Origin of the sequence: Coleofasciculus sp. A1-SPW-01 (genome assembly GCF_040217205.1) — a bacterium.
Classification (GTDB): domain Bacteria; phylum Cyanobacteriota; class Cyanobacteriia; order Cyanobacteriales; family Coleofasciculaceae; genus Coleofasciculus; species Coleofasciculus chthonoplastes_A.
In genome coordinates, this window is sequence record NZ_JAVJNP010000181.1 from 1 (window position 1) to 23354 (window position 23354).

General features: G+C 46.1%; 19 protein-coding genes. 9 read left to right on the forward strand and 10 right to left on the reverse strand.

What is annotated here, in order from left to right; all coding sequences use genetic code 11:
• Window positions 1–300: 300 nt before the first annotated feature.
• Both RH949_RS26590 and RH949_RS26595 read right to left on the reverse strand, forming a co-directional pair.
• Window positions 301–1215, reverse strand: coding sequence for an acyl-CoA desaturase (locus RH949_RS26590; protein WP_446357383.1), 915 nt, complete (start codon window positions 1213–1215; stop codon window positions 301–303).
• Between the two features lie 451 nt (window positions 1216–1666).
• The gene (locus RH949_RS26595) at window positions 1667–2515 is read right to left on the reverse strand and encodes an acyl-CoA desaturase (protein WP_044206998.1); all 849 of its coding nucleotides are present in this window, start codon (window positions 2513–2515) and stop codon (window positions 1667–1669) included.
• 105 nt (window positions 2516–2620) lie between these two features.
• Here RH949_RS26595 and RH949_RS26600 point away from each other — a divergent pair, with 105 nt between their 5' ends.
• Window positions 2621–3910 (forward strand): TetR family transcriptional regulator, encoded by a 1290-nt coding sequence (locus RH949_RS26600; protein WP_446357385.1) that lies wholly within the window; start codon window positions 2621–2623, stop codon window positions 3908–3910.
• A gap of 182 nt (window positions 3911–4092) precedes the next feature.
• Here the strand turns inward: RH949_RS26600 and RH949_RS26605 are convergent, their stop codons facing one another.
• The 3 genes from RH949_RS26605 to RH949_RS26615 form a co-directional block, all read right to left on the reverse strand.
• Window positions 4093–4671, reverse strand: a complete 579-nt coding sequence (locus tag RH949_RS26605; RefSeq protein ID WP_446357387.1) for a DNA cytosine methyltransferase — start codon at window positions 4669–4671, stop codon at window positions 4093–4095.
• Between the two features lie 2 nt (window positions 4672–4673).
• A complete protein-coding gene (locus tag RH949_RS26610) occupies window positions 4674–6506 on the reverse strand; it encodes an aspartate kinase (protein ID WP_446357389.1) in 1833 nt (610 codons plus the stop codon).
• A 74-nt stretch (window positions 6507–6580) separates the two neighbouring features.
• On the reverse strand, window positions 6581–7345 hold the full coding sequence (locus tag RH949_RS26615) for an HAD family hydrolase (protein WP_232231702.1): 765 nt from the start codon (window positions 7343–7345) through the stop codon (window positions 6581–6583).
• Between the two features lie 247 nt (window positions 7346–7592).
• Between RH949_RS26615 and RH949_RS26620 the strand changes: the two genes are divergently transcribed.
• Together RH949_RS26620 and RH949_RS26625 are read left to right on the forward strand one after the other, a co-directional pair.
• Complete coding sequence (locus RH949_RS26620; RefSeq protein ID WP_006100956.1) at window positions 7593–9254, forward strand: D-Ala-D-Ala carboxypeptidase family metallohydrolase; 1662 nt, start codon at window positions 7593–7595, stop codon at window positions 9252–9254.
• 298 nt (window positions 9255–9552) lie between these two features.
• The gene (locus RH949_RS26625) at window positions 9553–10329 is read left to right on the forward strand and encodes a hypothetical protein (protein ID WP_006100895.1); all 777 of its coding nucleotides are present in this window, start codon (window positions 9553–9555) and stop codon (window positions 10327–10329) included.
• A gap of 308 nt (window positions 10330–10637) precedes the next feature.
• On the opposite strand, the gene RH949_RS26630 is transcribed toward RH949_RS26625, so the two are convergent.
• The 4 genes from RH949_RS26630 to RH949_RS26645 form a co-directional block, all read right to left on the reverse strand.
• Window positions 10638–11369, reverse strand: a complete 732-nt coding sequence (locus RH949_RS26630) for a DevA family ABC transporter ATP-binding protein (protein WP_446357392.1) — start codon at window positions 11367–11369, stop codon at window positions 10638–10640.
• Between the two features lie 295 nt (window positions 11370–11664).
• On the reverse strand, window positions 11665–12813 hold the full coding sequence (gene devC, locus RH949_RS26635) for an ABC transporter permease DevC (RefSeq protein ID WP_006100982.1): 1149 nt from the start codon (window positions 12811–12813) through the stop codon (window positions 11665–11667).
• Window positions 12814–12915: 102 nt separating this feature from the next.
• Complete coding sequence (locus RH949_RS26640; protein ID WP_006100963.1) at window positions 12916–14307, reverse strand: HlyD family efflux transporter periplasmic adaptor subunit; 1392 nt, start codon at window positions 14305–14307, stop codon at window positions 12916–12918.
• A 450-nt stretch (window positions 14308–14757) separates the two neighbouring features.
• On the reverse strand, window positions 14758–15498 hold the full coding sequence (locus RH949_RS26645; protein ID WP_006100980.1) for a phycocyanobilin:ferredoxin oxidoreductase: 741 nt from the start codon (window positions 15496–15498) through the stop codon (window positions 14758–14760).
• Window positions 15499–15685: 187 nt separating this feature from the next.
• Here RH949_RS26645 and RH949_RS26650 point away from each other — a divergent pair, with 187 nt between their 5' ends.
• Together RH949_RS26650 and tatA are read left to right on the forward strand one after the other, a co-directional pair.
• Window positions 15686–15955, forward strand: a complete 270-nt coding sequence (locus RH949_RS26650; protein WP_006100815.1) for a DUF2442 domain-containing protein — start codon at window positions 15686–15688, stop codon at window positions 15953–15955.
• A gap of 15 nt (window positions 15956–15970) precedes the next feature.
• A complete protein-coding gene (tatA, locus tag RH949_RS26655) occupies window positions 15971–16135 on the forward strand; it encodes a twin-arginine translocase TatA/TatE family subunit (RefSeq protein ID WP_006100800.1) in 165 nt (54 codons plus the stop codon).
• Window positions 16136–16475: 340 nt separating this feature from the next.
• On the opposite strand, the gene RH949_RS26660 is transcribed toward tatA, so the two are convergent.
• Window positions 16476–17324: an SPFH domain-containing protein gene (locus RH949_RS26660; protein WP_006100951.1), complete on the reverse strand. Its 849-nt coding sequence runs from the start codon at window positions 17322–17324 to the stop codon at window positions 16476–16478.
• Between the two features lie 331 nt (window positions 17325–17655).
• Between RH949_RS26660 and RH949_RS26665 the strand changes: the two genes are divergently transcribed.
• The 4 genes from RH949_RS26665 to RH949_RS26680 all read left to right on the forward strand — a co-directional run bounded on the left by RH949_RS26665 (window position 17656) and on the right by RH949_RS26680 (window position 23337).
• A complete protein-coding gene (locus RH949_RS26665) occupies window positions 17656–18543 on the forward strand; it encodes a mechanosensitive ion channel family protein (protein WP_006100936.1) in 888 nt (295 codons plus the stop codon).
• 11 nt (window positions 18544–18554) lie between these two features.
• A complete protein-coding gene (locus tag RH949_RS26670; RefSeq protein ID WP_044206989.1) occupies window positions 18555–19148 on the forward strand; it encodes a pseudouridine synthase in 594 nt (197 codons plus the stop codon).
• A 289-nt stretch (window positions 19149–19437) separates the two neighbouring features.
• Window positions 19438–21516 (forward strand): serine/threonine phosphatase, encoded by a 2079-nt coding sequence (locus tag RH949_RS26675; RefSeq protein WP_446357397.1) that lies wholly within the window; start codon window positions 19438–19440, stop codon window positions 21514–21516.
• Window positions 21517–22110: 594 nt separating this feature from the next.
• A complete protein-coding gene (locus RH949_RS26680) occupies window positions 22111–23337 on the forward strand; it encodes a protein kinase domain-containing protein (RefSeq protein ID WP_006100756.1) in 1227 nt (408 codons plus the stop codon).
• The last annotated feature ends 17 nt before the right edge of the window (window positions 23338–23354 follow it).

Here is a 23354-nt window from a genome sequence, read left to right on the forward strand (position 1 = left end):
CACTCTTTTCTCAAAATGGTAAACGTCAATTTCGGGGGCATCGAACCCCGCTCAATTGACTTGGGGAGTGAAGGCATCCCAACGCCAAATCAGAGATTATGGCGTAGGACTTATAGCTCCCCAAACCCCTCGTCAGTTAAATTGAGTTAGCCTCAAGCCGTCTTTAAATTAAAACGTGCTATGGCGTTTACTTTATCGGTTTCCTGATCCCCAAATTGACAATTTAGCCGAATACGTGGAATTAGAGTGAAGTTTCCCCAAAACAAAACAATGTAAGGCTTACCTCAACTTACCTCAAGGTTATTCTAAATCCACTGATGTCGTTACGACGGCTGGCAACTCTGGCGGTTGAACACTTAGAACCTTGGCACACGCCAGCAGCTTGGTTTCAGTCGGCACTTTAAGCTTTGACGCTAACTTGAAGAACTCAAGCATTTTAATGAAGCTAAACGTGGGATCTGGAAGATAGACAACCTGTCCAGAACGAATGGTTATCCCCTGGCGACTGGATGACTGAAAGGCATGATGGAGATTATGCCAGCCTTCACCCAGAGTTAAAAATGCTACAAACTGATTATTGCAACTGAGATCGTTAGTTATAAAAGGTTGTTTACCCACAATATGGCAAAGGGAGTTGACGGTTTGCACGCCATGAAACAGCAACGTTGTGCTGAGAAAAAAAGCACCCAGATATTCAACGCCACCGATGACATAAGAAATTGCCCCAAGTGCTACTAGAGGGATAAAGTGCAAACGATCAATCACCTTTAAAACCGTATCACTCTCAACATCGGCAGGTAGCTTGGCAGGAAAAAAGCGGGGAGATAATAGCCAACCCCCTTGAGACCAATAAAATCCTCTGATCCCCTGAAAGGGTGTACAGGGGGAATGGGGATCAAGATCTTGATCGACATGTTTATGATGGGCTACATGGTGTGCTTTCCACCAACTTGGACCCATCTGTCCCGCTGATGCTCCCACTATACTTCCTACCCATAGAACTGGAGCCGGAGCCTGATAGCTTTTGTGGGTGAGTAGTCGATGGTAGATGCCAGTTGTTGCCAGCATACGGATGACATATAAAAATATGATCCATAGGAAGGCACCCCACGATAAACCCGTGATTAAAACAAGTAACGATCCGATATGGCTAAAGATAATCAGCGTCGGGCCGATTAGATAAGAAATAATTGTCAGTGGAGAATACTGCCTCATTTTTTTCTATTGTCCTAAAAGGATGGTTGAATAAGCCGTTAATGAAACCTGACCCTACTTTCCTATTACCGAGAAACTCCTCTGAGCTAAAAAACAACCACATAACTACCCTTGTCAAGTCATGCGGTTCAATGTAACTCATGAATATTAAATTTAACGTGTTCGCGGGAGTCCTCGGTTTCCACTCTCGTAAACCGAGGAGTGATTATCCCTTACCAACTCATGCCCTATTCATGACTTCCTGCCAGGTTACCTCTGGCAATCCGCGTCTTCACGAAGTAAGGCGCGGTTCATAAATTATTAATTGAGTTAGCATCAAGCTATTTTCAAATTAAAAATTCAGAGTAGAACAATACCTACATTGGCTAACTCTTCAAAAAATCTGATCAAAACAAACTTTTGACCCTTCGCGACCCTCAAGGGCATAGGTTTAAACTGCCCAAGCGTTTGACTAGGCTGCCTTTTGGGGCGGTAGGACTACTTTCTTCGCTAAACCTACTCCTTGTAGTAGTTGAATTGCCCACCATGTCATATCGATTTCCCACCATTTACGTCCAGCCGGAGCAACATTGGGATGAGCGTGGTGATTGTTGTGCCAACCTTCTCCGTAGGTTAAGATAGCTGCCCACCAGAGATTGCGAGAACCATCATTAACTTCATAAGTCTGATAACCGCGCAGGTGAGTGGCAGAATTAATTAACCAGGTGCTGTGCCACAGTACGACAGCTCGGACAAAGACACCCCAGAATACAAATTGCCATCCTCCGACTACGTAAAGCAATAGACCCAAAGGAAGTTGTAACAATAAGAAGTAGCGATCTAACCAGCGATAATAGGCGTCTCTCGCCATATCAGGAGCGTATTTCTGATAAACTTCGTAATCAAAAAATTCGGGTTTGTGATAAAACAGCCAAAGCATGTGACTCCACCAAAACCCATGTCGTGCTGAGTAAGGGTCTTTGTTTGCATCATCGGGGTGAGCATGATGCTGACGGTGTCCTGCTACCCAGAAGATTGGTCCCCCTTGTAGAGCTACAGCCCCGATGGTGGTCAGGATATATTCTAACCACTTAGGCACTTGAAAACTCCGATGGGTCAAAAGCCGATGATAGGATAAGCAGATGCCAATACTGCCAAAGAGCCAGTGGAGAAGTATCATTACTCCCAAGGCTGACCATGAAAAAAACCAGGGCGCCAGCAGTGCCAAAGCGTGAATCGTGCCAAAAAATAGCAGACTGGGCCAATGGAAGGGTAAGTTAGTGCGACTTTGAGGAGGCACTGAGATTGAATGATTAGTCATGAGAATCGTTACAGTAGGAATTGAGGTGCAAGTGTTACTTACACTTCTATCATCAGCTTAACGATTTATCCATCAAAATGCAAGTGTTACTTACATTACTAAACTATGTCTCGTACCAGTTCTACAACACGAGCGCGTTTGATTCAAGCAGCGCTTGAGTTGTTTACCGTTCAGGGGGTTACCGAGACGACTACACGTCAGATTGCTGAATTAGCCCAGGTTAATGAAGTCACGCTGTTCCGTAACTTTGGTAACAAACAAGGATTACTCTTAGCGGTGATCGAAGACTCTGGGGTGTTTACCCGTCTGGGTGAATCACTCAGAGCCCAAGTCGATCAGACAACGACGTTTGAGCAGGCGCTAATTAACTATGGACGCGATCGCCTTCAGGTTCTCACGCAAATGCCCGAATTACTGCGTTCTGTGGTTGGGGAGTCAGGAAAATATACGGTTGAGCATCGTCAGGCGTTAGGAGAAGGTGTGACTCAAGCCAACCTGGACTTTGCTGATTATCTTACCACCGTAATTCAACGCGATCGCTTACATTTACGTTTATCAGCGGAAAAATTAGCCAGTTTGGTTAATGGGATGTTATTTGGGTATTTGGTGATTGAACTAACCAGCGAGTTCCACAGGCTTTGGCAGAATCAGGAGGATTTTTTGCAAAGTTTGGTCGAACTCATCTTACACGGAGCTTTTGCAGACGGAGAGATACAGAGACGGGAAGAGGCGGAGGAAGAGCCAGGAAGCGGCGATACAGGGGAGATAATGCGCCAGCCTGTCCCCGATTCTTCACCGAATGCGCCTTCTCAGGTGATTTCCTCTGAGACGGTAGCCGATTTACCCGCATCCTTAGTGCATGACATTTTGCAACAAGCCAAAAAAAGCGGCTTACGGGATTATGCTCTCGCTTATGTCCTCTTTGGTGCAGGATTGCGGGTAGAAGAAATTATTGGCTTAGAGCGATCGCACCAAATTAGTGACGCCCATAGACACTTATTAAAAGTGACTCACGGTAACGTGCGCCAAGTCCCTGTCAATCAGTGGATTATGGGCAAACGCTATGGTTCATACACCCGCAATCCCTTAAACCAATGGCTCAAAAGTCGTAAAGATGATCGTTCACCCCTGTTTGTTAATGAAGCATTGGAACGGATGTCTGTGCCAGAATTAAGAGCGGCATGGCGTAACTTTACCGCTGAGTTGGAAACGCCATCTCCCTCAATTGAGCAAGCGCGACAGACATGGTGCGTGGAACTGTTAATGAGAGGGATGAATGTGGAGGATTTGAGTATTTTAAGCGGTTTGGATGTAAAACAATTAGAACCTTATGTTCGTAGGGCAAAGGAAAAAACGGCGTTGTATCGGGCGATTAGTTTAGATCAAAAGCCTTGAGTAACTCGCTTTTTGTCAGATGCTAAAATAAGCCATACAAACTATACTCAAAGTATGAATAATACAGTTATCCTCAATTCTTTTGAACAAACGCTAATTAAAAAAATCCGCGACTTGCCTCCTGGTAAAGTTGAAGAAGTAGCCGATTTTGTCGATTTTTTACTCGGACGCAGCGAGCAGCATCAGACGATGGTTCGAGAAGCCGCTAAACTTTCGGAAAATACCCTTTCTCTAAGTTGAGCAACTCCATAGTCCGCTGAATTTAGAATTTGCTGTCTAAAACGATATCCTAATTCCTCCAGTTTATTTTTAAGACTTTCAAAAACACCACCGTTCTTTCCCGACTTATCTGGAGCATTCAATATACCCTTAACTTGTTCAATTACAATAAATTTAGGCTGAAAATATTTAGCAAATCTAACAAACTCAAACAAAAGTAAGCCTCTCTCGTCATTTAAAGAGCCACGTTTGCCAGCTTGAGAAAAACTTTGACAAGGACTACCACCAAAGAGTAAATCTAAATCCCCTGGTTGTATCGTTAACTCTCTGATTAAATGAGACGGATCAACTTGCTTGATATCTTTTTCAATCAGCAAAGTTCTCAGATTCTCTCTGTCCATTGCGCTGCGGATAGTTTTGCAGCAGTAGGGGTCAATTTCGATGTCGGCTAGTATTTCAAAGCCAGCTTGACGGACACCAATATCCATCCCACCTGCACCTGAGAAAAGAGATAAGGCAGACAACATAAATAAAATGGACACTCCTATGTGGGAACTTCAACTTGCTGATTTCCGGCTAAACCAAATGCCTGGTGAATGGCTTGTAATGCTGTCACCCCTTGTTCTTTATTCACTACACAACTAATCTTTATTTCCGACGTGGTAATCATTTGAATGTTGATTTTGTGTTGAGAAAGGGCAGCAAACATTCGCGCGGCTACACCGGGTTGTCCAATCATTTCTGCACCCACAATACTGACTTTAGCAATATCGGCATCCAGGAGAACCTTGCCGTATCCTAAAATAGGTGCTGCCTCTTGGAGAATTTTCTGGGCATTTTCTGCCTCAGCTTGGGCGACGGTGAAGGCAATATCGCGTGTGGGAATTCCATCAATTACTCGACAGCGCTGAGATTGAATAATCATATCCACGCTAATGGTTTGCTCGGCTAAGATACTAAATATGCGAGCTGCCATACCTGGACGATCAGGAACATAACGAATGGCTAAACGGGCTTGATTTTGGTCAAGGGCAACCCCTCGGACGGGGTTTGAATGTAGAGACGCGCCATGGCGCGTCTCTACATTATCAGAAATCGGTAAACGGGCAGGGGAACTCTTAATATTAAACTGGTCACACAAAACCGCGATCGCGCGATTACAATCAGCCGCATCAATCACACAGCTTACTTTTACCTCAGAGGTGGAAATCATCTGAATATTGATCCCCGCATTTGCCAAGGTGGTGAACATTTGCGCCGCAATACCAGGGTGTCCAATCATTCCCGCCCCCGCGATCGCGATTTTGGCGATATTTGATTCCACTAAGACTTCCGCCTCATCATCACTGGGATTAGTGGGGCTACGGAAAGCGGGCGCGATCGCTTCGGCGACGGCTTCAGCCCGTTTGAGAATACCCTTACTTACACTAAAGGCAATATCATTCGTATTCCCCTCGTGAATCGACTGGATAATTAAATCCACATCCAAATCTTGACCCGCAATCTCTCCAAATAATTGGGCGGCGACACCGGGATGATCGGGAACCCGCAGCATTGCCACTTTTGCCTGATCGGTATCAAATTCTACCGCATCCACTGATCGAGCTATTTCTAAATCATCTAACGAACGCGGTTGTGGCGTAGGAGAAATCACCTTCGTCCCCGGATCATCCGTCCAACTGGATAATACAACCAAAGGCATCCCATAATTGCGAGCAATTTCCACCGCACGGGGATGCAGTACCTTCGCCCCTAAGCTTGCCAATTCCAGCATCTCATCGCAGGTAATCTCGTCCATGAGTTGAGCATCGGAGACTAAGCGCGGATCGGCGGTTAAAATACCCGGAACATCCGTGTAAATCTCACACCGATCTGCCCCTAATGATGCCGCTAACGCCACGGCTGAGGTATCTGATCCGCCGCGTCCCAAAGTGGTAATCTCTAAGTCAGTCAGACTACTGATTCCTTGAAACCCCGCTACCACAACCACTTTACCCTCGTCTAGATGTCGAGAAATTCGTTCGGTGTGGATACTAAAGATACGGGCGCGGCTATATTGGGCTTCTGTGACAATACCCACTTGTGCGCCAGTCAGAGAAATCGCGGGTTGTCCTAATTCCTGCAACGCCATCGCTAGCAGCGCGATGGAAACTTGTTCGCCGGTGGAGAGCAACATATCCATTTCCCGACGGCTGGGATTGGCGGAAATTTCGTGCGCCAGTTTAACTAACCCATCCGTCGTTTTACCCATGGCTGACACGACGACGACTAACGAGTTACCCGCTTGAACTGTTTTAAATAGGCGTTGGGCGACGGTTTGAATCCGCTCAACTGACCCAACCGAGGTTCCACCGTATTTTTGGACAACCAGCACCATAAATGTTGCTCCTACACCTTGTCATTTGTCATTTGTTATTTGTCTTATGTCATTTGTCAAGAGTCAGGGAGCAATTACCCTCCTACCTGATGCAGGTACTCTACTAACTCACAAAATCCATCGCCTTCTGTAGCGACGGTTACATAAGCGGGTTTATAGTCCAGCTCATCGGTATAGTCCAAAACATTAGCAACGCCCACCGATAGGGGAAATAGCTGTGGATTAAATAAACTGGCATCGTTAGGACTATCACCCACTGTCAGCACTTGTTCCGGTTGATACTGGGGAAAATGGTCGCGTAACACTTGGATTAAGCCGATCGCTTTATCCTGAGATCTGGGTTTAATGTGACACTGTACCGAACTGTAGGTAAAACTCCAATCCATTGACGTACATAGGGTGTTAAGGCGTTCTAGCTGATGGGTGGTGAGATCGCGATTATCAAACGTCCAATCGGTGAGACGAAAGCGATTGTCAGCCGATTCGTGAATCTGGGAAAATTCGGATTTGAGGCGTTGATAGGTATCGGCTAATTGTTGGCGATGAGTGGTTATGTCAGCAATTGTGGATAAAAAGACAGGTTGCTGTTTATCGGCTGGATAATATAACCCACCATTTTCTGCGATCGCGCCCTGCACGGGTAAATAATTCACCAAACCACTGACCCAACCTGCGGAACGCCCTGTAACAATCAGTACCGGGATATTCGCTGCACTTAAATGTTCCAACGCTTGCAGCAAATCGGCACTAAATTTACCCTGTCGTGTTAGCGTACCATCCATATCCGTGGCAATCAGACGTAGCGTTTTCCAGCAATGGGCGGCTATTGCTGAGTTCATCGATAAAAAAGCCATAGATTAATGAGTGCTATATCTTGGGTTATCACTGAATCAACAGGGACTCCCAAAAGGAAGGAGACATCGCTACCTTTGGGTGAACCGAACCAAAAAGGGAGAATATGTGCAATTATCACTTTTTGATGACCTTTTTTGGGAATCCCCTACTATACCGTGACGCGGTTAGTGGGGGAGGATGTCAAAGATTATTGTGTAATGGTTGCTATATCTTGGGTGATCAAAATTTATCATGACAATACTCTCACCAGACCAACGGAATTATTATTATCTTCTAGCCGCCGAACGAGCGGGAATTCACAAGCCAATTTTGGCGGCTCTTTATCAGGTTCATTCGTCTCCGACGCTTGCTGATGGAGAAACGGGATTAGGCATCTCGCCTGCCAATCGGGTATCACCCGATCAGGTGGATACATTCCCCGAACAAGTGCAATATGCTGCTAATGCTATCCGATCGCTGACTGATAGTTTAATCGCTCAGGGACAACAAGGGAGTGATTTATGGCTGTCCGAACAGGGACGCTATAGTGACGAGTTCCTGCAAAACGTGGCTAGGGGATATGTACCGCCAGCTAGTCAACCCTATGTGGCACGTTTAGAACCGAGTAACTTTGAGTCCCTTAAACAAGCGTATCTGGCGGATTTAGCCGCCGACTTCAACAGTGAAAACCTGCCCCAAAACCTTGCCTATCTGGATAAAGCCTTACTGACACTTGTGGATCGACTGCCAGAGTATTATCGGGGATTACCTCATCAACGGGATGCGTTGGTCGAAGGGGTGCGAGTGTGGCGGGAACTGGATACACGGGATGCGGCGATTGCCTCGTTAGTGCCAACGGATCAGGTGGAATCAGCGCGTGAGGATGAATCCCTATTGGATATTCCCCTGAAGCAATTTATGGGACGGGTGTCTGCCAACTATAGCGGTTATCCCCATCAAAGAGAGGCATTGCTGCGCCTAAGTCAACTATGGCGTCAACTGCGAACCCGAGAAGAAGCGATCGCGTCTTTGGAAAAAAGTGCCTCCCCCGAAGAAGATCTCGATATTATTGATCCGGCGCTAATTGCCTTTGTCGAGCGTATACCGAAGTTCTACCAGGGACAAGGTAGCCAACGCAATGCCCTCACCGAAGGCTTTCGACTCTGGAATCAATTTGACTCCCGCGCCACGGTATTAAGTCATCTGGGCATTAATCCAGACATCCTCCAAGCGAGTACCACTGATCCCACCGCGATGCAAAAACTGGCAGCGGAATTGGATCGAGAACTGATCAGCTTTGTCGGCAAGATACCCAAAGACTATAAAGAAGAGGACAACCAACGGGAATCACTCATTCGTCTAGTCCAACTTTGGCGAGATTTGCCCACCCGAAATCAGGCGGTGCAATCTCTCCTGGACGACCAAAAACGGATGAATGAAGCCCGTCGCCAAGCCCAAGAAGCACCGCCCAAGCCCACACCTGTAGTCATTCCCAAACGTCCTGAACGGTGGACACCCTACAATATTCAGCTATTAGCACCAATTATTCCCGATGGTAACTTTACCTGGGCAGAAGCCACCCATGGAGGTACACGTATGCCCCCGAACCAAGCTACAGTGGATGCTATGATTCGCATTGCGAAACTGGCACAACGGGCACGCGATCGCATTGGGCGACCTTTTATCGTCACCAGTTGGTATCGTCCCCCTCACATTAATCGAGCCGTGGGGGGTGCCAAGTATAGTCGGCATCTGGTGGGAGATGCCATAGATTTTGTCTGTGAAGGGTTAAGTGGCAATCAAGTTTATTGGTCTCTGGAACCCTGGTGGCCCGGTGGCTTAGGTCGCTATAGCCGATTTCCTAATTTATGCCACATTGATGCCCGTAGCTATCGGGCACGTTGGCGTCATTAAGGATAACACTTAACACGAACACCGTTGTTTGCTTTCTCAGACTGTTATTCACAATCAGTCTGTATGGGTGCATCTGTAAATTAAAGCGGCACATTGATTAACCGCCTAAATTCAGATCATATACATCGCGGAGTCCTCGGGGGCTTTAGCAAGAGTTTACTGCTCGGTACAGTGTTTTCCACTGACAGACAATCTCTGTCGGTTTATCCCAGCAGACTTAACCAGGATGAGATTGCCGTCGATGCACTCCCTGAAAGGGACTATAGAAATAACTCTTACGTTTTCTCCAACAGGCACTATGTCCAGTTCGATTATCAAGAGAGAATCACTATTCGCTCAAGCTTCTCAGCCGTCACCCACGGCTGTTTCTTCTTCACCCCCAGATACTGAGTCTTTCGGATCACCCTGGCTGTTTATCTCCATGGGACTGTTTGTACTGATTATTGGCTTACTGGTCTATGGCAAAATGCAATTGAATGCCGCGACGAAGAGGCTGAAATTTGAGCAGTTTAAAACCAAAGACCTCCAGAAAAAGTTGAAGTTGGCGCTGAATACGATCCGCAAGATGGAAACGAATCCGGATTTGGTTCACTCTCGTGAATTCAATTTAGACTATCTGCGATTGCGGATGGAGGAAGAGGTCTTTCATTTTGCGATTGTTAATCAAATCAAAATCAAGGTTAAACAAATCATCAGTATAGCGCTACGACCCAATCAGGCGGCTCAAAGCGCGATCGGGATTGCTAGTACCACGGGGAGGCAAGTTGATGAACTGTTTGATGTCAAGTACGAGACGGAAAGCAGTGGTAAACGCACGATGCGAGTGCTGTTCCGGATTCAAATTAAGTTGACGAAATTACCGACTCAAGCCACCTCAGCCACGATTAGCCAGATTATTGATTGTATCGAAACTTTTCTCAGTCCAGAGGATGAAAGTTGGCAACCCACGATTCAAGGACGAATTGTTTCAATTCACTGGGATCAAAAAGCTAAACCGACTCCTTTACTGGTGCTTCAGCAGTCGAGTGAGGGAGTAAACGTGACCTTAAGAACAAATCGGGCGCGGATGCACTGAACCCATTTCCTGGCTCTCAATCATTAGATAGGGGCTGCTGGGAAAGGCAATAGGGAATAGGCAATAGGCAATAGTTTTAACCCCCTGTTGAGGTAAGATTCTGTAATCGCGGAGACTTGCAATCCCAGAATTTTGAAAACTAATGGTGTAAAAACCTTGCACTTGTGGAGAAAAAAATGGCTTAAAACCCTTGTCATGTATACCTTCGAGATTAATACAGCAAACCCTAGCTAAACTTGCTCAAACTTCAACGTTGTTCTTAACTCAAATAACTGATGCTACATTTTTTTCAATTTTATATGTATTATTTATGACCCTTCGCTTCGCTCAAGAACATGCTGATTACTTCGGTGAATATGTCCATCTTCGATATGAATAATCCGATCCGCAATATCTAGAATCCGGTTATCGTGGGTGACAAGTAGAATGGTGCATCCTTGTTCTTTGGCTAACTGTTGCATTAATTCCACTACATTCCGTCCAGATTGACTATCCAAAGCTGCTGTGGGTTCGTCGGCTAGAACTAACTGAGGACGACTCACCAATGCCCGCGCGATCGCAACTCGCTGTTTTTGTCCACCAGAAAGGTTATCGGGGTAGTGATTAAGATGATTGGCTAAACCGACTGTGGTTAATAGTGCTGTTGATTTCGCTACCGCCTCGACGGGAGAAATATCCGGGTGAAGTTCCAGAGACATTTGCACGTTTTGGCACGCCGTAAGACTCTTGAGCAAATTATGAGATTGAAAGATATAACCAATATGGCGGCGCACTTGCACCAGTTTTTCTTCTGTCGCACCGACAAGTTCCTGTCCTAAAACCTGAACACAACCGGATTGGGGTGAACGTAAGCCCCCAATTAGGGTTAATAAGGTTGTCTTCCCTGAACCCGAAGGACCTGTCACCAAGACAATTTCTCCCGGTAATAGTTCTAGGTTGATATCAAAGAGAATTTGTTTACGTAGAGAACCTTTACCAAAGTAATGGTTTAGATTTTTAATCGAGACAACAGGAGATTTACGTAATACGTGATAAGTCATAAATGGTGGACATAATTAAAGTTAACGGTTGAGATTAGGGAACAGGGAACAGGGAACAGCAAGGGTTTAAAGGCGGGTTGAGGGACAATTGTAGGGGCGGGTTTAGGGGCTAAATTTAGCTATCCACCAATAATGGAAAAACAAAACCCGCCCTTCTCCACCAATAATGGAAAAACAAAACCCGCCCTTCTCCACCAATAACGTAAAAACAAAACCCGCCCTTCTCCACCAATAACGTAAAAACAAAACCCGCCCTTCTCCACTTATACCATCTCTTTTCTCCCTTATTCAGCCTCTAAAAAATATCAGCAGGATCGGCAGCTTTCAGTTTCCGCACAGCAATCGCCCCCGATACACAACACATAATAATTGTCAAAATTAGAATCGTTATCGTTTTAGTCAAGGTGATTGTCATCGGTAAACGAGTTGCGGCTTTGGTTAAACCATATAATCCCGACGCAATTACCATTCCCGGAATATATCCTAAAATTGCCAGAATAAGCGCTTCTTGGAAAACCACCATCAATAAATAACGATGAGTATAGCCCATCGCTTTGAGTGTGGCATATTCGGGTAAATGATCGGAAACATCGGTATAAAGAATTTGATAAACAATTACCGTACCAACAACAAACCCCATTACTGTCCCCAAAGTGAAGACAAAACCGATCGCGGTACTGGTTTGCCAGTAATTTTTTTCAAAATCGATAAATTCTTGCTTGGACAAAATTGTGACATCATCAGGAAACTCTTGTCTCATGTCAGTTAAAACATTTTGAATATTTGCTCCAGGTTGTAATTGAACTATACCAATATCAATCAATCCCTTATCTCGTCGTGGAAAAATCCGCAAAAAATTAATATCACTTGTAACAATATTTCCATCTGCAGCAAAAGAAGCGCCTAGACTAAATAATCCTACCACCCGAATGCGACGTTCTTCTACTTCTGTCGTTACCTCTTCGTTTTGACGAAAGAGTTGAGCAATTGAACCATATTCGGGTCTAGAAGTATCATCGAATAAAACCCCATTTTCTATTTTTATCTTATTCAAATTTTGGTTAACATCAGGTAGTTCTAAGACTGGATTAGCTGGATTAAATCCCAAAACCATAATGGCGCGAGTTGCTCGAGTTTGCGGATTTTTCCATAAGCCAAAATCCATATAGAGTGGACTAATAGACTGAACGCCCTCAAAACCTAAAGCTTGATATAATCGCCGCTGGGGAAAGCTTTTCATGGCGATAGTTGCAGTGGATTGAGGGCTAATCAGAAAAATGTCACCTTTTAACTTGTTATGTAGAGTTACATTACTTTCAAACAAGGCATCGCGGAAACCAAGCTGCATAAACATTAAAATATCAGCAAAGCCAATTCCTGCGATCGCGACCAATAATCGGATTTTTTCGCGACTCAATTGTAACCAAGCAAGAGGAATTTTCATTTAAGCTTTAAGTTTTGTGTAGGGGCGGGTTTCACTACTATCTTTTCTGACATGACCCAAATGCAAATAAACTAGCCCCAACTAAGTTTTGAACTAATTCGACTATGATTCTAGGAATATTTCTACGATAACTTTTGAATTAGTTAAGCCAGCAACTTTTTGGTTATCTTCTGGACGTAGACGAATATTCACTTCCACGACTCTGGCATCAACATCAGCAGCCGGATCGGTATCCAGAATATCTTTTTTGCCAATTTGTAGTCCAATTTTGCTGACATTCCCTTGAAGTTTTTCCTCAAATGCTTTGCCTTCACTACGGATAGCAACACGTTGTCCGAGACGTACTTGGCTAATATCGCTTTCGTAGACTTCAGCAACCACTATCATCTCGTCTGTTTTTCCCAGTTCAACAATTCCTTCCCCTTCTTTAATAGTTTCTCCAGCCCGGGTATTAATCTCTAAAATTCGACCATCTTCTGAAGCCCGCACGTAAGCTAATGAATCTAAATCAGCTTGGGCTTGTTCAACGGCTGCTAGTGTACTTTCCACTTCAGCTTCGGCTTGTTTAATATCAACCGGACGAATTTCTTGGATTTCTTCTAGGCGGGCTTCTTCTTCTTTAATCCGAGCTTCTAGAATGGCGATTGTTTTATTGCGGTTGACTCTGGCTTCTTCTAGCTGTTCGTTAAGATTAGCGATGGTTTGGGCTTTGTTTGCTTCGGCTTGAATTAGATGCGCCTGTTGTTGACTGAGGTTTTCTTGTGCCTCACTCAGGCGTTCTAGGGCTGTTTCCACCCTCAAACGGCGGCTTTCTAATTCTGAGGTAGAAATAGCTCCATCTTCGGCTAACTGCTGATAGCGGGTAAAGTCGTTATCAGCGTTGCGTTTTTCTGCCTCGAGTCGTCTAATCGTAGCTTCTTGACCTTTAACGGTGGCTTGTTGGGCTTGAATCGTGGCTTCTTGAGCTTTGGTGGTTTCTCTCAGTTCAGTTTCTAAGCGATTAATTTTGCTCTGTTGGGCTTTTGTTTCTCCCTCTAATTCTTTATCCAGGCGATTAATGGTTTCCTTTTGGGCTTGAATTGCACCCGCTTTAGCACCTGCTTTCACTCGTTCCAGATTCGCTTGAGCAATTTCAACTTGTTTTTTAGCCAGATCGACAGACGCTTGCAAGCGATCGCGGTTATCCATAATCGCAATCACTTGATTTTCCCGCACGCGATCGCCTTCCGAAACCAGTAATGATTTCACTACACTAGCGCCCTCCAGTGATGTGGGAGCGGATATTGTGATCACTTCGCCAGCGGGTTCCAAGCGTCCTAAGGCAGTTACCGCTTCGATTGCAGGTGTCGCCGTCGGCTGTGAATGTGATTGAGTTGGACGCAGTTGAGTTCGATTTAGGCTGTAAACCGCCGCCACTCCAGTCGCCAGAGTTCCGCCCACAGCTAGCGCGATCGCCCAACGAGTTATCGGTTTTGACAATAGTCCTTCATCCATCCCTGGTTTATGCCGTTCTACAACACTTGGACAAAGCTAGACAAGATTGGATCTTGTTAGACATTATCCGAATTGCTTCCTGCTTCACTCTGGCGGTGACGGCACTCAACCAGTCCACAGGTTTAAATTTGGACAGAACTTGCCCTATTTAATTTTTATTGATCGAAGTAATTTGAGAAGCTTTGCTGCTTTAATCCGTTATTTTCAGCGCCATTAAGGTATGCTGGATTTCTCTAACCGCCTTATTACAGGTGCGCTACTCTTAAAAGCTTTGTTACGGGGTCTCAAGCCCTAATATTGTTCGCTTGGTTTTCGCTCCTGCGGACTATTATAGCACTGCACCGCTTAGACAAGATGCTGGAGCATTTTCCAATGTTCCCTGTTTCCTGTTTCCTATTCCCTATTCCCTATTCCCTGACAAATGACAAATGACAAATGACGAATGACCAATTACGCCGATGGCAAGTCAAACAATACCGTTGTCATATAATACTCTGCCCAATCCGCACCAAAGGCTTTTTCTAGGACACGACGGGTTTTATCATTCTGCTGCTGCTTGGTGCAATAATAATGCTGACCCGCTAAAACTTCTGCTTGGTCTTCAGCCGAAATCGGTGTCGCATTAACCGCCTGAGTACAATGAATTTGGAGAAAATTCTCTACTCGCGATAAAAATTGGTGTTCCTCTTCAGGGGTGTTGGGTCGAATAAAAATACAAAATTCAGAGAAAATATCGCCCCACTCTGGTAACTCACGGGCGTCTTGGAAATGAGGAGTTGGTAAAGCTTGTAATGGTTGGCGGTAAATGTCAGGTAAGATACGCTGAGCATTCACTGGAGAAAGGTCTGCGATCGCGGCACTGATTTTCCCCCGTCCACCAACTAAATCACAGCCGAACATGGGTAGATTATACTCCGGACGGGGAAACATGACACAGTGGAGGATATCGAGCATTGTTCCCACTTTTGCCAGTTCCAAGTGCAGTTTACGAAACTGTGGTGTCTGATAACAACGGTTTTCAATCGTAAGTTTCTCACCCTCTAGACGCCCCTCTACATAACCCAACTCAGCGGGTAGCTGATAGGGCGACAAATCCAGGTAACGCCGCCAGTTGGCTTCAATACAGTCGGCTAATTGGTGGATGAGGGGGTGTTGTTGCTCTCGCAGGGAAGGCTTGGTGGTTACTGACATTCCTTGAACCTAAACAATTAACGCTAAACCAGGCAGGATCGGGTGGTAGATATAGGATATCAGCTTCTGATTCCGTTGAGATCGTCACAATTTTAATCTGCCTGCTTTTTATCGTTACCAAACACGGCGCGTCTTAGCTTAATCCCTGTCTCTGTTCATTCATAGGTTGTAGCATTTGTCAACCGCGATGTTTTCTCCACTCCGGCAACCCGCTTTGTTTAAGAATTTTAAGATTGAGCGAGAGGGATATGGAATTGTCTGGAATGAGGAGATTGATATTAGCGAGTATGAGCGCTGGAAGAATGGTGTGATGGTGGAGAGCGAAGACTTAGCTGGTGTAAGGTGGCTCGAAGAACCCGGAAATCCCGTTAGCGATTATGGATATCCCCGACTTGCTACAGATCCTTTGCTAGATCAGGAAGTCGATAAGGATGTCAATATAAGTAAGCAGAGTTGATAGGAGTAGACAAGTATGTTTGGTTTAGGATGGCCCGAAGTGGCGATTATCGGAATTGTCGCTCTAGTAATTTTCGGTCCCAAGAAGATCCCAGATATGGGTCGCGCATTAGGAAAAACGCTGAAAGGTTTTAAAGAAGAGATGAATACTCCAACATCTGAAGAGGATGACGCTGACTAGAGTTTAGCTGTCCATCCTCCATTTTATGACGTATGAATAAGGGCGGGTTTTGTGCTTCATTTATGGGTGAGCTAGGGCGGGTTTTGTTGTTCAGTTATTTCTGGATAGCTGATTGTAGTTCCTAAACCCGCCCCTACAATTGTGGGCTCGCGCCTGCCGCCATTGGTGCCAACTTAAGGTGAAAAGTAGGAGGTGTAGGGGCGGGTTTGACGGATAACTTATGGCAACAAACCGATAACTTAACTAAACCCGCCCTTCTGGGGAAAGCAGGGGAAGTAAAGATACTTTCGTTACCAAGTTCGATAAGGAAATGCCTCGGTTGAATTATTGAGCCGAAGGCTTAATTCGAGCCATTTCCACCATCTCTCTTGATTGGTAATTCCGGAGTCTCCATTAAATCAGTCATCGCTTCAGTCAAGGCTTTGGGGTCCATGAATACGATTTTGGAGTTGCTACTTTCTCCCAATTTCTCGTTCGCTTCTACATAACGAGTGGCAATCAAATACTTGAGTACATCTTGACTGTTAGGCTTTTCAAGCAGCGCTTTTGAGATCATCTCTAGGGATTTCACCGTTCCCTCTGCCTGGGCGATCGCGGCTTCTCTCTCCCCCTCTGCCTCATAAATCGCCGCTTTTTTCATGCTTTCTGCTGCCCGTTCCTTCTCCAAGGAGTCTAGCACTGTCTGGGGTGGTTTAATTCCTTGGACTTCCACGCGGGTGACCTCTACCCCCCAGCTATCGACAGCCTCTTTGAGATGAATTGACAAATTCTTATTGATCTCGGAGCGGGATGAATAGGTTTGATCTAAATCCATTGTGCCAATTTCCGACCGTAACGTTGTGATAACTAAATTTCCAATTGCCTCTTTTACATCTTCAACATCGTAGTAGGCTTTATAGAGGTTGTTGATTTTCCAGTACACCACCGCATCGACTTCCACAGAAATATTGTCTTTCGTGATTGCCTGCTGGGGTTCGGTGTCTAAGACTTGTTCACGAGTGGTTTCTTCTACAGCAATGCGCTCAGTCACCAGCCAAACCTGTCGGAGACCGGGTTGTAGGGTTTTCTTATATTTCCCGAATCGTTCAACAATAGCTTGATTGCCCTGATTGATGACTTTGATTGAACCGAGATAGTAGCCGCCGCCGATTAAAAACAGTGCGAAAAAATATGAAAGAAGAGATCCCATGTTTTTAGACTCTCATTAATTAATAAGGATAAGGCGCGGATTAGGAATGCCTAGTCTTGACCAACTCAGGTTTTCCTCCAGCCGTTTTGTCTGGCAGCAAGTGTTACAGACTATTTACTCTCAAGCAAGACACCAGATAAAGAGGGACAATACCCACTCCCAGTGAAACATCCTTGGCTGATGCCAGAACGGGACGCTAGCTAGATTTAACCTGATTATCTCAGCATTTTAGCGGAATTTTAGCAAAATTTTAGCAAAATTTTGCCATTGGCATAAACCCGATGCTCTGTAGCTGCTAGGTTAACAAGAGAAATATGTCCATAATCGACCTGTGAACCGTCTTATTCAACAAATCCAATCCAGCTTGCTCAATCTCCTTGGCTCTGCTATTGAGGTTTTACCGGGGCTTATCGGCGGAGTGATCATTCTCCTGTTGACTCGCTACGCCGCCGAAGCTGCCCAGCAAGTCACCGCTAAAATAGGAGAGCGTACAATCCGCAACTCATCGCTGCAACTGCTGCTGGCGAAAGTCAGTTATGTGACAACGTGGGTTCTTGGCATTTTAGCCGCTAGTGTTATTGCCTTCCCTGGCTTACGGCTAGGTGACATTATCGCGGCGCTGGGGTTAGGATCAGTCGCTGTTGGTTTTGCCTTTCAAGATATCTTCAAAAACTTCTTAGCTGGAGTGCTACTACTGGTACAAGAACCGTTTCGCCTCAATGATCAGGTGATTATTGGTGATTATGAAGGAACGGTGGAGCGTATTGACATCCGTACCACCCAAATTCGTACTTATCAAGGTGAACGAATTCTCATGCCGAATGCAACGGTATTTACCAGTGCGGTGCAAGTCAGAACCGCCTACGGACAACGGCGAACGGATCTAGGGGTTGGAGTTGACTATAATACCCCCTTGTCTGAAGCGGCTGAACTGCTCAAGCAAACCATTACTCAGGTGGAGGGTGTCTTGTCCCAGCCCTCACCAGAAATCGATTTAGTCAGCTTTGGGGACAGTTCCATTGATTTCGTTGTCCGCTATTGGACGTTACCCCAGCAGCAACGAGTCCGTCAGGTGCAAACTCGATCGATTATGGCGATTAAAAAAGCCTTTGATCACGCCGACATTAATATTCCCTATCCTATTCGCACGCTTTACTTCTATGACCAGCAACGGTTCAATGATTATTTACCCCCGTCCCCAGATGAAGGTTCTAACTGACAACGGTTAAGATTGAAAATGTGTATCGATACCTCTTGTTCTACAAACCCTACGATGTCTTAAGTCAGTTTACGGATAGGGAGGACAGTCCCCGTCGAACGCTCAAAGACTATATTCCGGTGTCGGAGGTTTACCCCGTCGGACGCCTTGACCGAGACAGCGAGGGATTGCTCTTGTTGACCAATCATGGACGCTTGCAGCACCGTCTCTCTAATCCGCGCTTTCGACATCCCCGTACCTATTGGGTGCAAGTGGAACGTATCCCCGATGAAGCTGCCTTGAATCAATTGCGCCAGGGTGTAGTGATTAAAGATTATCAGACCAGAAAAGCTCAAGTGCAGCGATTATCACAAGAACCCGATCTACCCCCCCGCGATCCCCCGATTCGCTTTCGCAAAACTGTACCGACTTGCTGGTTAGAAATCACCTTGACCGAAGGGCGTAACCGTCAAGTACGGCGCATGACAGCAGTCGTGGGATTTCCCACCTTACGATTAATACGGGTCGCGATCGCTCATCTGCGTCTGGATGGGTTGCAACCGGGTCAGTGGCGTGATCTAACGCCCCCGGAACTTGTCTCTCTCCAGAAACTGGTGAAGTTTTGAGTGTCCCAGACATGATGCCAGAAGGAGGATGCCAGAAGGAGGAGCGGGTTTTACCGATAACGTTTGGGAGACATCCCTTATACAGACGCGCCATGGCGCGTCTCTACACTAAACCCGCCCTGGTTGAGTTTTAAGGTAACTCCCTTGTCAATACGGCTCTCCTGTGCCTTTGCACTCGATCACAACTCCCTTAAAAGCTGCAACCTTTGATTCTGGCGTGGCAAACTAGATGGCAGCTAGCTTATAATCCCAGCCTTAGAAACCCGATAGGAATTGAGGAAGTTCCGTTATGTTAATTTGTCCCCAGTGTCATTTTGAAAACCCGAATACTCACAAGTTTTGTCAGCGATGTGGAACTTCCTTGATCCATAAACTGTGTCCTGAATGCGATACCCAAGTTCCCGTTAATGCTGAAACCTGCCATAATTGCGGTGCGTTTACGGGAACGGTTTGGTGGGCAATGATTGCCAAAGAGCCAGAGTATGGCGTAACCTCAACCCCTGATCCAGAAGGTGCCTCAACTAATTCTGAGTCAATCGCTAGCCCTGCGGATCTAGAGTCATCAGCCCAGGGGACACAAACGAAGGAAAGTGAAGTAACGTCTGCCGAAATTCCCGATGATGCCAAAACCGATTCTGAGGCTTTTTCTCAGGAAACAGATCAGCCAGAAACGACGTCTGAGGCAAGTTCTGCTTACAATGTTCACTCGATCGCCTATCTGGATGCTCAACAACGTTACCGACTCATCGAACCCCTAAATCCCGACATCTTAGCGGATGCCCCCGCCGGATCGGAAACGTTTGTCAAAGTGTTGGACTGTCAGCCCTTTCAGAAGTCACTTCTGGAAGCCCTACTGGAGCAACAATCAGAGAAATCCCCGTCCCAATCCTCGCCCATCCTGGGAATTCCGGCGATCGCTCAACCCTATTTGGCGTTGAAACAAAACCATTATCCGACTGTGCCAGAGGTTCATGATGCGTGGCAGCAGGATAATCAATCAGTGATGTTGCTCGAAGATCGCTCAAGCTGGCAGCTTCTCAGTGACTTGTGGGGGAGTGAAGCGTTATCGACCTTAGAGCTATTGTATTGGCTCGATGAAATGGCAAGACTTTGGCAGGCACTTGAACCTTGGAATTGTTGCCAAAGTCTATTAGAAATTACCAATTTACGAGTCGATGAAGACCAGGTGTTGGGGCTAGAGCGCCTCTATCATGATCCTGAAGATGAACCACCTCTGTTAGAGGATTTAGGGCAGATGTGGCGGCTGTTATTTAACCAGTCGCAACGGACTCAATTGACCTCATTGGGGACGGTATTTCGGCAGATGTGTACCGAGGAAATTACCACAATTGACCAATTGCGATCCGAGTTAGAAGCGATCGCTCACGCTGAAGAAGAAGCACAAGAAGAACAGGCAACGGCAGTTACCTTAGATATGGCTGAACCCTTGTCTGAAGAGGCGATGAGTTTTCTGGAAATGCCCACAGCAGACGTGGGTAGCTACGACGATGGTGGTCCTACGGTTGTTCTACCCATGCAATTACTCAGCCTTGACGATGTTGGCTGCACGGATATTGGTCGTCAACGGGATCACAATGAAGACTGCTTTGGTATTCAGGCACAGGTGAAAAAGCACGAAACCCCCATAGGTCGAACCTTAGACGCTCGCGGTCTTTATATTCTCTGTGATGGAATGGGTGGACATGCTGCCGGAGAAGTGGCGAGTTCTATGGCGGTGGAGAAGCTGGAGGCGTATTTTCAAGACCATTGGCAGGATGAGTTACCGACCGAAGAGACAATTCATGAAGCGGTGCGCCTAACTAACCAGGACATTTATGATGTCAACCAACAAAATGCCCGATCAGGCAGTGGTCGCATGGGGACAACCTTGGCAATGATGTTGATTCAAAATACCAACGTCGCGATCGCCCATGTTGGCGATAGTCGTCTCTATCGGTTAACCCGCAAAGGTGGTTTAGAGCAACTCACCGTAGACCATGAAGTCGGTCAACGGGAAATGAAACGCGGCGTGGAAGAAGCGATCGCCTATTCTCGCCCGGATGCTTATCAACTCACTCAAGCTTTAGGACCACGCAGTGACCAGTTTGTTACTCCTGACATCAATTTTTTGGAACTGAATGAGGATACCTTATTCATTCTGTGTTCCGATGGGTTGTCCGATAATGAACTTATCGAGAATAACTGGCAGACCCACCTGGCTCCTTTGCTCAGTTCTCGCGCTAATCTTGAGCAGGGTATCCTACAGTTAGTTGACCTAGCCAATGAGCAGAATGGTCACGACAATATCACAGCGATACTCATCCGAGTAAAAGTGCGACCTAATTTTCAGCAACGGAGTTGGTCATGAACCCGACGCATAAATGCGGGGGCTTGTAAGACTTTATTCTTGCCACGCTCGAATATTTTTTGCAAGCCTACATGACCAGCCTAAGACTCATGAGGTCTACGTTTAGAGCAAGTGTTAAATTTCCTACCTACGAATGCATGAACCAACAAGGAATTGAGACAATACTGCAAGGGATAGGGGGAGCAGGGGGAGCAGGGGGAGCAGGGGGAGCAGGGGTGCATGTAGAGGCGTTCCGGTGGAACGTCTGGGAGAAAAAATTAAATTAGAGCTTATGCGAGCAGTATTGGGAGGCTACCAACAGCCCTAGTCGAAGCTGTAAGTAAACCTCAATGTCCGGCTATGGGGGAATTGTATTAGTTTTATATATCGGTAGGTTCATCAAGGACTCAGAGGAATCCTAATCCCGAAAAAGGACGGGAGCGACTAACTTTAATTAAGGACTAGATTATTTTTTATGCCACGAGTACCAGTAATCCGTCTAACTAATAAACCACGGATACCAAACCGGGCTTCAAGAGCCAGAGTTTGGCTCAAGGGACTCCCGCCAAGACATTGAAACAAGCCCTGTGAGTTAAGGACAAAAAACTGAGGACTATGGTCACGCTGACCCTTCTACATCCGCAGGCATCCACTCCATTACAACAGTGGAAATTCCACAACCAGTCTACAATTCGTATTGGTCGATCGCCAGATAATGACGTGATTCTAAACAATCCGTTAGTATCTCGGTATCACCTCGAATTGAGAGTCACCGTCGTCCAATCTGGACATAAGTGGCAGTTGGTTAATCAGGGAACCAACGGCACGTTTCTGAATGGAGTGCTGGTATCACGAGAGATACTCCCGAATCAGGGCTTGATTCGGCTGGCTCGAGAAGGACCGATGCTCAAATTTGAACTGAACCCGGTTTCTGTGCCAAATTCTGGCTTAGTCTCGCCAACGCCTAAATCTAAACCGTCTTGCACTCACCTGGGCAATCCTCCCGGTAATTTATTTTGTATTCACTGTGGTCAACCTTTAGTCCCTGTACAACGAGTTATCCGCCACTATCAAGTCCTGCGAACTCTGGGACAGGGAGGAATGGGGACAACCTATCTCGCCTGGGATAATACAGGCAAAATCGAGGGACGCCCCACGTTACTCGTCCTCAAAGAAATGAATGCGGATGTGGCACAAATTGCTAAAGCCCAAGAACTGTTTGAGCGAGAGGCGCGTGCCTTACAAGCCCTGCATCATCACGGAATTCCTCAGTATTATGACTTTTTTGTCGAAGGGGGTAAAAAATATTTGGCAATGGCGCTCATCCACGGACAAGATTTGGAGCAACGGATTTTGATGGCTGGACCCGTTACCCCAAATCAAGCCATTGAGTGGATGATTCAAACCTGTGATGTTCTTGATTACATCCATTCCAGCGATCCGCCCTTAATCCATCGGGATATTAAACCCGCGAATCTGATAGTACGTCATCGAGACAATACCATTGTTGTCCTTGACTTTGGCGCAGTGAAGGAGATCGGGACAATGCCAGGAACTCGAATTGGTGCTGAAGGATATAGTGCCCCCGAACAAGACCGAGGGACTCCAGTCACTCAATCCGATCTCTATGCCATTGGTCCGACCCTGATTTTTCTGTTAACTGGGATGACTCCCCTTAAATTTTATCGCCGCCGTAGTTTAGGCTATGGATTTGACTTGTCCAAAGCCCCCACGATTACTCCCGCGTTACGGGAAGTAATCGACCGGGTATGCCAACTCAAAGTGTGCGATCGCTACCAAACGGCGAAGGAGCTTGCAAACGCCTTAGACGCTTGTCGCTAGAGCTTCTGCTGGCGCGA